Genomic DNA, 11,774 nt, shown 5'->3' on the forward strand with positions numbered 1-11,774 from the left:
GCTGCTCGAAATGATGCAATGGCGATCGGTATATTGCGGCAAAAAAGAGAATGGATAAAACTAGCGTCACATCGCCCCCTCGTCGTGAGATCGCGATCCCTGCAGGCCTCCCTCAATTCGCCACATCCTCTCACGACGCGGCGCTACCTTAATCACACCTAAACAATAACAATTATCATTTCCAATTGTTCCGTCAGTTTATTACACTTTCCCACCTCGCCAGTTAGGAACATTCCTAGGCGGCGAGCCTCAGGATAGAGAAAGAATTAGGGACACCATGAAGAATTGCCGTTGTTTGATTGTTTTGCCGTTATTGATGTTGACCGCCTGCACACAATGGGAAAGGCCCGGCGCGGTTGAGAGTACCCGGAATGCCGAATATGCCGAATGCCGTAGCCGCGGCTATGATCGCTTCCCCCCGGACGTGGTACGGGACGTGGAGTTCAGCTACGAAAACAAATACATTCCTTGCGAGAAGAACAAGAAAGACTGTCCATCGGGATACCGCTATGACAAGGAACCGTCGATTAAAACAGTGCAGACCGATCGCAATCAGTCCGCCCGAGACGCCACCATAGAAGCCTGTATGTACGGCAAAGGCTGGCGTGAGAAAACCTACTATTGGCCGCAATGGTGATGCAGCGACGTAGGATTGGACTGAAACGTCACCGCAGCGATGCGCCATCAATTGGCGTCGTCGCTGCAATGCCCTCCCAGCGCAACCAGCGTTTCCGCTCTGACCGGCGTTAAAGGCACACGCGGTGGCGGTAAAGGCCAGCCCAAAAGCTGCCTCGCCGCCGTCGCACAGACTTTGCCCTGGCAAGCTCCCATGCCACAACGGCTGCTCAGCTTGGCCGTGTTCCAATCTGGCTGATGGCTCACCTGTTCCAGCGTGACGTCTTCGCAGCGACACAGTATCGTTTGCGGTTTGGCCAGCGAATTCAAGCGATCATCAAGTGCAAAGGTGCTTGCCACCGCCGTGGCGAAACGTCGCCACTGCCGCCGCTGCGCCGCCAGGCGCTCTGCCTTTTCCCGCTGCCCAGTGGCAGCATAACCGGCGATAGCGCCTTCAGTGAGTGCCAATTCACTGCCGCCGATGCCGGTACACTCCCCGGCAGCAAAAATATGCGCCAGGCTGGTTTGCTGCCAATGATCCACCGCTACGGCGTCGTGTTCTATCCGACACCCCAGCAGCATCGCCAACTCAATATTCGCCACCAGGCCAAAACCGCAGGCCAACCTGTCGCAGGCGATCGTTCTCTCCCGCCCGCCGTTATTGACGTGCACCGAGGTTAAACGTTCTTGCCCCAACGCCGCCAGTACCCGGCTGCCGGCAAGGTAACGACGCGGCATCAGGGAAAACGCCTGACGCAGTTTGGCCGGCCAGCGCCACAGCCCGCCGGTGAACGCCGCCAACCGCCAAAGCGGCGCCTGTTCCGCCACCAGCACTACCTCGCCGCCGGCCTGTTTCACGCTGTTCGCCACCGCCAGCAACAGCGGACCACTGCCGGCGATCGCCACTCGCTCACCACGGATCGCCAGCCCCTGCTTGATTTGCGCCTGTAGGCCACCGGCGCCGGTCACCCCCGGCAGCGTCCAGCCGGGAAACGGCAGCAACAGTTCACGCGCACCATTGCATAAAATCAGCTTTTGATAGCGAATCACGCCGCAACCTTCGGCATCTTCATAGGCCAATCGGCCAACGCCACACTGCGCCACCAGCTTGCAGCCGGACTGTAGCGCAATATTTTCCCTCGTCGCTATCGCATGCCGATAGCGGTTCGCCGTTTCAGGCAAAGCCACCTGCGGCCCATCACGCCAGATTTGCCCGCCGGGATGCGGATTATCATCAATCATGCGCACCTGACCACCACTTTCCGCTGCGGCCAGCGCCGCCGCCATGCCGGCCGGCCCGGCACCGACGATCAGCACCTCACAGTCGAAGTTACTCATCATCGCTCCTCTCAATGCGCATACCGGCTTGGCACAACGTCTGACACGCCAGACGACGCAGACCGTTAATGGTCACTCGACACTCCTGACAAACGCCCATGCCGCAAAAGGGGGCACGCGGTTGGTGTGAAATCGACAACCGACAACGAGCGTCGCCACACAGGCTGAGTGCCGCAGCGACGCTAATGCCAACCGGCACCCGGCAGGGATCGCCATCGATGCTCAACGTAAGCGTGTTTTGTCCTTCATTCATACCGACAGCTCCTCGGCGGCAAACGCCCGCGCCGCCAAATACGGGGTATCGTCAATCTCCGGCGTTTGCCGGCCGATCTGAGCAGTAATCAGCGCGGCGCTGCCGAGGGCAGTCGTGACGCCCAATCCCTCGTGCCCCAACGCCAGCCACAGCCAGGAATGCCGCGGATGCACGCCCAGCAGCGGCAGCCCGTCGACAGAGGCGGCGCGCAGCCCGGTCCAGCAGCGAATGATGTTCATCTGCGCCAGCACGGGCAAGAAATGCTGCGCACGCGTGAGCATCGCCGCCAGCACTGGCATGTCCAACGCCGAATCAACCGCATCGAACTGGCGGGAAGAACCGATCAGCCATTGCCCGGTTGGCCGTGCCTGCACATTGAATGCCACCGAGGTGCCGCCGCTGGCATGCGCGCTGGCGCCGTATCCCAACTCCACCAACTGATGCCGCACCCGCGGCGGATAGCGATCGGTGATCGCCAGATGGCCCTTCTTGGCGTGCAGCAAAGTCTGGGGCAATAGGCTATTGGCCCTAAGGCCGCAGGCCAGGACTACTATAGGCGCAGCCAGGCGCCTGCCGTCCGCCAGCCGCACGGCCCGCTCTTCCAGCGCTGCTGCTTCGCCATGTACCACGTCGATCGCCGCGCCACCGTCGGCCAACAGCCAGCGAGCCGCGAGCGGCGCATACAGAATGCCGTCGCCCGGCACCCGCAGTCCCCCGGCCAGACCGTGCCGCAGCATCGGCTCCACGGCGGCGATCTGCTCCGCCGTCAGCAGTTCCGCGGCTACCCCCAGCTCCGCCAGCCGCGCCCGTTTTTGCTCGGCGATGGCCATTTCATCCACTTTATCCGCCAGCCATAGCGTTCCGCAGCCGCGCCAGGCACACGCTTGCGGCATGCGCCCCGTCACTTCACGCCATAACCGCAGCGAATAAGCGTTCAACGCCAGCTCAGCCGGGTTGTCGTCCATGCACACCAGATGCCCCATGCCGGCGGCCGTAGCGCCGGCGCGGCGATCGTCCACCACCGAGACGCGATACCCCTCCCGCGCCAGCCGCCAGGCGCAGGCGGCACCGATGATGCCGGCGCCGATCACGATGACATCGGCTTTCCGCCCGACGCCCATCAGCGAATTCCCCAGACAAAGGGATCGCGTTCGTCGAGCAGCAGTTGGCTATCGGCGCACACATAGGCCTGCCCGCGAATAAAGGGGGTAATGCGATCGCCATTCCGGCGATAGTAGGCCTGAAACTCGCTGCCGATCACGCTGGCCTGCCGCCACTGCGTGTCCGGCGGCAGCTTGCCTTCCGCTGCCAGACACGCCAGTTTGGCACTGGTGCCGGTGCCGCACGGGGAGCGATCATAGGCTTTGCCGGGGCACAGCACGAAGCTGCGGCTGTCGGCCTGCGGATCGTCACCGAACAGTTCGATATGGTCTATCGCTCCGCCGTCTTCACCGCAGATGCCCGCCTGCTCCAACGTCTGCCGCACCGCCCAGGTGAACGCAGTCAACGCCTCCAGATTTTGTTTATCGATGGGCAACGGCGACTCGCCGATCAGGAAGAACCAGTTGCCGCCCCAGGCGATGTCACCCGTCACCGGCCCGTAACCCGCCACCTCAAGCCGCACCTGGCGGCGGTAACGATAAGCCGCCACGTTCTCCACCGTGACGCTGCCGTCCTCGTGCAGCGTGGCGTTTACCGGGCCGACCGGGGTCTCTATCAGGTGACGCCCGACGTGGATGCGCCCCAGGTGCGCCAGCGAAGCGATCAGCCCGATAGTGCCGTGCCCGCACATGCCCAGGTAGCCGCTGTTGTTAAAGAAGATCACGCCGGCGGTGGCCTGTGGCGAACAGGGGCGGCACAGCAACGCCCCCACCAACACGTCGTTACCGCGCGGCTCTAGCATCACCGCACAACGCCAATCGTCATAATGTTGCGCGAAACGCGCCCGCCGTTCCGCCATGCTGCCCTCGCCAAGATCGGGAAAGCCTTCGACGATCAGGCGGGTCGGCTCTCCGCCGGTATGAGAATCGATCGCCCGCAAAGCGGTGATATGCGCAGAAAGTGCCATCGGCGTCTCCTGGGTTAATGAGATGTTACCAATGGCGTTAGCCTGAACGAATGTGGCCATAACGGCTTGATGCGTTTCGGCGCGGCAAATGAAGAAATCAGCACAGTGACAAAAGTCAGGCCTGACGCGTCGCGGGTACGCCCTTAACGAAAATCATAACAATAACTTATTTATCATAACCTTACTTTCATGCTAAACCTCCACGTGGCGAGAAACGCCGCAGTTTTCAAGCAACCACCACGCACCGCGCGGCAAAAGTATGCGGCAATCCGCATATTTGGCAGGCGGCCGGAAATAGCGCTTGATTCGTTAAAGAAAAGTTAATATTGATGCGAAGACATCAACCCGAGCCGCCTGTTTTTCCGGCTAACGACCGAAAAGGGACAGCTATGCGATCCACTTCAGACTATCAGCCTCCGGTTTCTCTCTCTCCGCCTTCGCTCGTGGGGCTGCCGGAGCAAGAGGACGTTTTCGCCGTCGAACATCTTTCGCGCCTGTGCGACGGCCTGGCGCAGCAGCGCCCGAACAACCTGTGCGATCTGCTGAATACGCTGGCGCTGATCGCGCCGCTGCTGAACGCGATCCCCAACGTGGTGTTCTTTATCAAAGACGCCCAGGCCCGCTACCTGCTGGCCAACCTGACGCTGGCCAGGCGCTGCGGTTTCAAAACCGTTACGCCGTTGCTGGGCAAGACCTCCGCCGACGTTTTTCCCGCCCAGCTCGGATCCGGCTACACCGAGCAGGATCTGCGGGTATTGCGCCACGGCGTGCTGATCCAGGATCAGCTGGAAATGCACCTGTACAACGGCCGCGAAACCGGCTGGTGCCTGACGCAAAAGCTGGCGCTGTACGACGCGCAGGGCAAAATCATCGGTATGGCGGGTATTTCTCACGATCTGCAGGAGGCCAGGGCCCATCACCCGGCCTACCAACGGCTGGCGGCGATCGACGTGCACATCCGCCGCCACTACGCACGGCCGATCGCACTTGAGGAGCTGACGGTGCTGACCGGCTTGTCGGTGGCGCAGATCGAACGCTATTGCAAGCGTATCTTCCACCTCACCCCGCGCCAGATGATCCACAAAGTGCGGTTGGAAAAGGCCACGGAACTGCTGGCCGGCGATCTGCCGATCACCGACATCGCGCTACTGTGCGGCTACACCGATCACAGCGCCTTCAGCCGTCAATTCAAAGCGATGACCGGCTCTACGCCGCGCGATTTCCGCCTGACGCTTTCCGCTTAATACGCTGATTTATCTGGTTATCCCCCTCTTTTCACGGTGCACCGGCGCCCGTTTTTTTCACGCCCGCTATTCGGCGCCATTGTGCCAATTTCGTCGCGGCAATCGGCGAAAAGCGTCAAGCCACCCCGCGCAATACCGGTCAATCTGTCGGTGAGCCTTACCAAAGATTCACTTTTCATTAACACTTCGGACGACAGGACAAACACGATGAGCCATAAAGCCATAAGCTGGAGCGGCGTATTCCCGGCGGTGACGACCCAGTTCCGCAACGATTTCTCTCTGGACCTCGATGCCACTCATACGGTGATTAAAAACCTGGTGCGCGACGGCGTCTCCGGCCTGGTGGTGTGCGGCACCGTCGGTGAAAACACCTCGATGACGGTGCAAGAGAAGCTGGCGGTGATCGAAGTGGCAAGAGACGCCGCCGACGGTAAAGTTCCGGTGATCGCCGGCATCGCCGAGTTCACCACCGCCTTCGCGCAGAACATGGCGCGTGAAGCGCAAAAGGCCGGCGTCGACGGGATTATGGTGATGCCGGCGCTGGTCTACTCCGCCAAGCCGCACGAAACTGCCGCGCACTTCCGCAGCGTCGCCTGCGCGACCGATCTGCCGATCATGGTCTATAACAATCCTCCCATTTACAAAAATGACGTCACGCCCGACATCCTGACCTCGCTGGTCGACTGCGAAAATATCGTGTGCTTCAAAGACTCTTCGGGCGACACCCGCCGTTTTATCGATCTGCGCAACGAAGTCGGCGATCGCTTCGTGCTGTTTGCCGGGTTGGACGATGTGGTGCTGGAAAGCCTCGCCGTTGGTGCGCAAGGTTGGATCTCCGGCATGTCCAATGCCTTCCCGCGCGAAGGGGAAACGCTGTTCCGGCTGGCGAAGGACAAACGCTATGAGGAAGCCTTGGCGCTGTACAGCTGGTTTATGCCACTGCTGCACCTCGATGCCCGCCCCGATCTGGTGCAGTGCATCAAACTCTGCGAACAGCGGGTCGGCCGCGGCAGCGCCGTCACTCGTCCGCCGCGCCTGCCGCTGCAGGGCGGGACGCTCACCGAGATCAACGCCGTGATCGATAAAGCGCTGGCCACTCGCCCTGCGCTGCCGAACGTCGGCCTGTAACGCCTTCATCGCTCGGCCATGCCGGGCGTCATGCTTTCTCTACCGGGGGGAACCGATGCCCAACGATCGCTATGCCGCCATCAGCGGCCAACAATTTATCGGCGGCCAACGCCGCGCCACAGGAGAAGCGGCGCTGCTCAGCCTGCGTGCCGACGACGGTCAGCCGACCGGCTACCGCTTCCACCAGGCCACGGCGGCAGAAACCTCCGCCGCCGCAGAAGCTGCCGCCGCGGCCTTTGCACCCTATTCGCAGCTCAGCGCGGAACAACGCGCGAACTTTCTCGACGCCATTGCCGAGGAGTTAGACGCATTGGATGAGGCTTTTTTCGCCTTCGCCATGCAGGAAACCGCCTTGCCGCCGGCGCGGTTGAGCGGCGAACGCGCCAGAACCAGCGGCCAGATGCGGTTGTTCGCTACGCTGCTGCGGCGCGGCGACGTCGAGGGCGTGCGTATCGACTGCGCGCTGCCGCAGCGCTCCCCCTTGCCGCGCCCCGATCTACGGCAATACCGCACGGCGCTCGGCCCGGTGGCGGTATTCGGCGCCAGCAACTTCCCGCTGGCGTTCTCCACCGCGGGTGGCGATACCGCCGCCGCGCTCGCCGCCGGCTGCCCGGTCGTGTTCAAGGCGCACAGCGGCCATATGATCACCGCCGAGCTGAGCGCTCAGGCGATCGAGCGCGCCCGGAAACGTACGGGGATGCCTGCCGGCGTCTTCAACATGATCTTCGGCAACCGCGTGGGAGCCGACCTGGTACAACATCCGGCGATTCAGGCCGTGGGATTCACCGGCTCACTGCAAGGTGGTCGAGCGCTCTTCGATCTGGCGACGCGACGCCCTCACCCCATCCCGGTCTTCGCCGAAATGTCGAGCATCAACCCGGTCGTGATCCTGCCGCAGGCGCTGGCGCGGCGCGGGCAGCACATCGCGCAGGAACTGGTCTCTTCCTTTACGCTCGGTTGCGGTCAGTTCTGCACCAAGCCCGGCGTGATCGTCGCGCTGCGTGGCGCCGCCTTCGATCGGCTGGCCGAAACGATGAGCGCCTTGGTCAACGCCGCCGAGCCGCAACCGATGCTGAATACCGGCACGCTGGAGCACTACAGTCACGGGCTGGCGGCCCTCGATGCGCACCCGGGTATGCGCCGTCTGGCGGGCCGCAGCGAAACGCCCCCTCATCGGGTGACGGCACAGCTGTATCAAGCGGAGGAGGCACTGCTGCTGCAGGCCGATCCGCTGCTGCAACAGGAGGTCTTCGGCCCGGCCAGCATCCTGGTCGCTGTAAATAGCGAAGCACAGCTGCACGCGGCGCTGTCGGCATTGCAAGGTCAGTTGACCGCCACGCTGCTGGCGGATGACGGCGATCTCGATATGGCCGCCGGGCTGACGACGCTGTTGGCACGCAAAGCCGGTCGGGTGCTGTTCAACGGGTATCCGACCGGGGTAGAAGTGTGCGACGCCATGGTGCACGGCGGCCCCTATCCGGCGACCAGCGACGCACGCGGCACCTCGGTAGGCACGATGGCCATCGAACGTTTCCTGCGGCCGGTCTGTTTGCAAAACACGCCAGCGGCGCTGTTGCCGCCACCGCTGCAGGACGCCAACCCGCTCAACCTACTGCGGCTGGTGAACGGCGTTTTCACCCGAGATCCCCTGGTTTCACCTGCCCCAAATTAGCCCGGCCGCATCTGCCTGCCACTCAATAACAAAAGGGTAATACCATGACAACCCAAGGCAAATTCAAGAAGCAGCTTACGCTCACCGATCTGACGTTCATCGGTCTGGGCGCCATCTTCGGCTCCGGTTGGCTGTTCGCCGCCAGCCATGTCTCCTCCATCGCCGGCCCGGCCGGCATCTATTCCTGGTTGATCGGCGGCCTGGCGGTGCTGCTGCTCGGCATCGTCTACTGCGAGCTGGGCGCCGCCCTGCCGCGCGCCGGCGGCATTATTCGCTATCCGGTGTTCTCGCACGGCGAACTGATGGGTTATCTGCTGGGGTTTATCACGCTGATCGCCTTCTCAAGCCTGATCGCCATCGAAGTCGTCGCCGCCCGGCAATACGCCGCCGCCTGGTTCCCATTCCTCAGCCTGCCGGGTTCCGGCGACCCTACGCCGATCGGCTGGCTGGTGCAGCTGGCGCTGCTGTGCTTTTTCTTCGCGCTCAACTACTACAGCGTCAAAACCTTCGCCAAATCCAATAACCTGATCAGCGTGCTGAAATTTCTGGTGCCGCTGCTGGTGATCGTGGTGTTGTTCAGCTTTTTCAAACCGGAAAACCTGCACAGCCAGGGCTTTGCTCCCTTCGGTTCCGCTGGGGTTGAGGCCGCCATTTCCGCCGGCGGCATCATCTTCGCCTACCTCGGCCTGACGCCGATCATTTCGGTCGCCAGCGAGGTGCAAAGGCCGCAGCGCACCATTCCCATCGCGCTGATCCTGTCGGTGGTGCTGTCCACCATCATCTATGTGCTGCTGCAGATAGCGTTTCTCGGCAGTATCCCCAGCGAGATGCTGAGCGGCGGCTGGGCCGGCATCAGCCAACAGTTCTCCCTGCCGTTTCGCGATATCGCCATCACGCTGGGCATGGGATGGCTGGCATTTCTGGTGGTCAGCGACGCGATCGTTTCACCGAGCGGCACCGGCAATATCTATATGAACGCCACGCCTCGCGTGATCTACGGTTGGGCGCGCGCCGGCACCTTCTTCAAACTGTTCACCCGGGTAGATGGCGAGTCCGGCATTCCCCGCCCGGCGCTGTGGCTGACCTTCGCTCTCTCGGTATTCTGGACGCTGCCGTTCCCGTCGTGGGAAAAGCTGATCGGCGTGGTGTCCGCCGCGCTGGTGCTGAGCTACGCCATCGCCCCGGTCACCGCCGCCGGGCTGCGGCGCAATGCGCCCGATATGCCGCGTCCGTTCCGGGTGCGCGCTTTCTGCGTGCTCGGCCCGTTGTCGTTTATCATTTCGGCGCTGATCGTCTTCTGGTCCGGCTGGGATACCGTCTCCTGGCTGCTCGGTTTGCAGATCCTGATGTTCTTCATCTACATCCTGTTCAAAAATCAGGTGCCGACCCACGCCGTTAGCCTCCGGCAGCAAATTTGGTCCTCGCTGTGGCTGATCGTCTTCTATGCGCTGGTGATCGCACTCTCCTACCTCAGCAGCTTCGGCGGCATCGGCGCCATTGCCCACCCGTGGGACACCCTTACCATGGCGGTGATTGCGCTGGCGGTTTACTACTGGGGCGCCTATACCTGTTTACCCCAGGCCAATTTTATCGGCGATGAAGAAGAATGAACCCAGGGAGGACATCAAAATGACATCCATGCACGTTCTGTCGCTGGAACAGGCTTATCAACTGGCGTTGCGCGCACTGCGCAGCAACGGTTTCAATCAGGCGCATGCCGAGGCGGTGGCACAAAATGTCACCCAGGGTGAACGCGACGGCTGCGCTTCGCACGGGTTGTACCGGCTCTTGGGCTGCGTGCGATCGCTGCAGGCAGGCAAGGTTTCTGCCGATGCGATACCCAGGCTGTTCGACCAAGCGCCGGCTATCTTGCGCGCCGATGCCGGCGGCGCATTTTCTCTGCTGGCCTACCGCACCGCTCTGCCGGCCTTTATCGATAAGGTGCGCACCAACGGTATCGCCGCGTTGGCGATCAACCGCTGCGTGCACTTCTCCGCGCTGTGGGCCGACATCGAACCGCTGACCGAGCAGGGGTTGGTGGCCTTGGCCTGCACGCCCAGCCACGCCTGGGTGACGCCGGCCGGCGGTTCGCGCCCGCTGTTCGGCACCAACCCCATCGCCTTCGGCTGGCCGCGCCCGAATCGCCCGCCGTTTTTATTCGACATGGCCACCAGCGCAACGGCGCGCGGCGAAATCGAATTGCATCGCCGCGCAGGCACCCCGCTGCCTGAAGGCTGGGGCATTGATAAGGCAGGCAATCCGTCCACCGATGCCGCCAGCGTGTTGGAGGGCGCAATGCTGACCTTCGGCGGACATAAGGGCTCGGCGCTGGCGGCGATGGTTGAATTGTTGGCCGGGCCGCTGATCGGCGATATGACCAGCAAGGAATCGCTGGCCTACGACGACGGCACCGGTTCGTCGCCTTACGGCGGTGAGCTGATCATCGCGTTGGATCCTGAACGTTTTCTCGGTGCGGATAGGGCGAAATATTTCGCCAGCGCAGAGGCGATGTTTGCTGATATGCAGGCGCAAGGCGCACGCATCCCCGGCGAACGCCGTTATCGGCAGCGGAGGCAGAGCGAACGAGACGGCGTGGAGATCCCCAGGACGCTGTACGACGAAATCGTGGCGCTGTGCGATTAGCGCCGGATTGATTCCCCCGCGCCGGCAATCCGGCGCGGGCGAGTTTTATCCTGCCTGAGCCAGGTCGCTGTGCAGGCGCTTGCGCCATACCGGTTTGGTATCCCAGCGGGCGAAGTGTTTCGCCTCTTTACCCGGCTGCACCTGATGCCACATGTCTTCTTGCCACCGGATCGGTTCCTTTCCTCGCAACGTTGGGCGAGTCTGTTTAATCGTCCGTTGCAAAACGCCCGCTTCCTCAGTGGTAATGGGCGGCGCCTGTCTGGCGGCGTCCAGCGCCCGGTTGCCCAACGGCGCCATCACCTGATACAACACGTTGACCTGCTGCTGCGTCGCCTGCTGATTAGTGCTCATCCCCTTACCCGACCAACCGTCGAAGTTTTCACCGGGATCGTCCCCCTGCGCACGATATTCATTACCCGGCCCCTCGACGATATTCCATCCTTGCCAGGTCACCAGAGTGTGTAATCCATCGCGATCCTGCAGGTTTTTATTCTTGATCTGTTTGAGCACCTCGGCGCGGTTTGGCACACCGATCAGGTTCATAAACTCGTCCAGCGCGTCCCAATGCTGCCCCGCGACCAGACCATTCCAGACATTACGCAAACAGTTCCAGGGAATGGTGTGATGCCAGGTCAGCGTGATAAGCGGTTTGGTTGACGCATGTTGCCAACGGCTCGGTTCACTGCCCCGATCGCCTCTGATGATCCCATCAACTTCTAATGGCATAGCTGCCCCTCTTCTGGCTGAGATGAAGAATATGCGCAAGGCCGGTGCCCAGGTTGGCATAAAAACGTCAGCTAAAATCGTAGCAGC

11 protein-coding genes are annotated in these 11,774 nt (G+C 62.0%); 6 read left to right on the plus strand and 5 right to left on the minus strand.

Annotation, left to right across the window (positions count from 1 at the left end):
* Window positions 1-277 precede the first annotated feature (277 nt).
* Entirely contained in the window at window positions 278-637 is a 360-nt protein-coding gene (locus GF111_RS03360; RefSeq protein ID WP_004927961.1) for a hypothetical protein, read from the plus strand.
* Window positions 638-684: 47 nt separating this feature from the next.
* Here the strand turns inward: GF111_RS03360 and GF111_RS03365 are convergent, their stop codons facing one another.
* From GF111_RS03365 to GF111_RS03380, 4 genes are read right to left on the minus strand one after another with little or no spacing between them, the layout of a single operon-like run.
* Window positions 685-1,953 (minus strand): FAD/NAD(P)-binding oxidoreductase, encoded by a 1,269-nt coding sequence (locus GF111_RS03365; RefSeq protein WP_047727854.1) that lies wholly within the window; start codon window positions 1,951-1,953, stop codon window positions 685-687.
* Entirely contained in the window at window positions 1,946-2,206 is a 261-nt protein-coding gene (locus GF111_RS03370) for a (2Fe-2S)-binding protein (RefSeq protein WP_071605387.1), read from the minus strand. The genes GF111_RS03365 and GF111_RS03370 overlap by 8 nt, the downstream gene beginning before the upstream one ends.
* Complete coding sequence (locus GF111_RS03375) at window positions 2,203-3,327, minus strand: FAD-binding oxidoreductase (RefSeq protein WP_147191406.1); 1,125 nt, start codon at window positions 3,325-3,327, stop codon at window positions 2,203-2,205. The genes GF111_RS03370 and GF111_RS03375 overlap by 4 nt, the downstream gene beginning before the upstream one ends.
* Window positions 3,327-4,274 (minus strand): 4-hydroxyproline epimerase, encoded by a 948-nt coding sequence (locus GF111_RS03380; protein ID WP_038875361.1) that lies wholly within the window; start codon window positions 4,272-4,274, stop codon window positions 3,327-3,329. The genes GF111_RS03375 and GF111_RS03380 overlap by 1 nt, the downstream gene beginning before the upstream one ends.
* Window positions 4,275-4,663: 389 nt before the next feature.
* Between GF111_RS03380 and GF111_RS03385 the strand changes: the two genes are divergently transcribed.
* The 5 genes from GF111_RS03385 to GF111_RS03405 all read left to right on the plus strand — a co-directional run bounded on the left by GF111_RS03385 (window position 4,664) and on the right by GF111_RS03405 (window position 10,961).
* Window positions 4,664-5,518, plus strand: coding sequence for an AraC family transcriptional regulator (locus GF111_RS03385; protein WP_038875357.1), 855 nt, complete (start codon window positions 4,664-4,666; stop codon window positions 5,516-5,518).
* A gap of 207 nt (window positions 5,519-5,725) precedes the next feature.
* A complete protein-coding gene (locus tag GF111_RS03390) occupies window positions 5,726-6,646 on the plus strand; it encodes a dihydrodipicolinate synthase family protein (protein ID WP_038875354.1) in 921 nt (306 codons plus the stop codon).
* Between the two features lie 55 nt (window positions 6,647-6,701).
* The gene (locus GF111_RS03395) at window positions 6,702-8,318 is read left to right on the plus strand and encodes an aldehyde dehydrogenase (NADP(+)) (protein ID WP_055312160.1); all 1,617 of its coding nucleotides are present in this window, start codon (window positions 6,702-6,704) and stop codon (window positions 8,316-8,318) included.
* A gap of 44 nt (window positions 8,319-8,362) precedes the next feature.
* Window positions 8,363-9,928: an APC family permease gene (locus GF111_RS03400; protein ID WP_047727862.1), complete on the plus strand. Its 1,566-nt coding sequence runs from the start codon at window positions 8,363-8,365 to the stop codon at window positions 9,926-9,928.
* A 19-nt stretch (window positions 9,929-9,947) separates the two neighbouring features.
* Window positions 9,948-10,961: an Ldh family oxidoreductase gene (locus tag GF111_RS03405; RefSeq protein ID WP_147191404.1), complete on the plus strand. Its 1,014-nt coding sequence runs from the start codon at window positions 9,948-9,950 to the stop codon at window positions 10,959-10,961.
* A gap of 45 nt (window positions 10,962-11,006) precedes the next feature.
* Here GF111_RS03405 and GF111_RS03410 read toward each other — a convergent pair whose 3' ends face one another.
* A complete protein-coding gene (locus tag GF111_RS03410; protein ID WP_047727863.1) occupies window positions 11,007-11,687 on the minus strand; it encodes a hypothetical protein in 681 nt (226 codons plus the stop codon).
* Window positions 11,688-11,774 lie beyond the last annotated feature (87 nt).

Source organism: Serratia sp. HRI (genome assembly GCF_010119335.3).
Lineage (GTDB): Bacteria > Pseudomonadota > Gammaproteobacteria > Enterobacterales > Enterobacteriaceae > Serratia > Serratia nevei.

Bases quoted from the DNA above. Each gene is read 5' to 3' on its own strand.
- GF111_RS03360 (WP_004927961.1), top strand. From the start codon at position 278: ATGAAGAATTGCCGTTGTTTGATTGTTTTGCCGTTATTGATGTTGACC.
- GF111_RS03365 (WP_047727854.1), bottom strand. From the start codon at position 1,953: ATGAGTAACTTCGACTGTGAGGTGCTGATCGTCGGTGCCGGGCCGGCC.
- GF111_RS03370 (WP_071605387.1), bottom strand. From the start codon at position 2,206: ATGAATGAAGGACAAAACACGCTTACGTTGAGCATCGATGGCGATCCC.
- GF111_RS03375 (WP_147191406.1), bottom strand. From the start codon at position 3,327: ATGGGCGTCGGGCGGAAAGCCGATGTCATCGTGATCGGCGCCGGCATC.
- GF111_RS03380 (WP_038875361.1), bottom strand. From the start codon at position 4,274: ATGGCACTTTCTGCGCATATCACCGCTTTGCGGGCGATCGATTCTCAT.
- GF111_RS03385 (WP_038875357.1), top strand. From the start codon at position 4,664: ATGCGATCCACTTCAGACTATCAGCCTCCGGTTTCTCTCTCTCCGCCT.
- GF111_RS03390 (WP_038875354.1), top strand. From the start codon at position 5,726: ATGAGCCATAAAGCCATAAGCTGGAGCGGCGTATTCCCGGCGGTGACG.
- GF111_RS03395 (WP_055312160.1), top strand. From the start codon at position 6,702: ATGCCCAACGATCGCTATGCCGCCATCAGCGGCCAACAATTTATCGGC.
- GF111_RS03400 (WP_047727862.1), top strand. From the start codon at position 8,363: ATGACAACCCAAGGCAAATTCAAGAAGCAGCTTACGCTCACCGATCTG.
- GF111_RS03405 (WP_147191404.1), top strand. From the start codon at position 9,948: ATGACATCCATGCACGTTCTGTCGCTGGAACAGGCTTATCAACTGGCG.
- GF111_RS03410 (WP_047727863.1), bottom strand. From the start codon at position 11,687: ATGCCATTAGAAGTTGATGGGATCATCAGAGGCGATCGGGGCAGTGAA.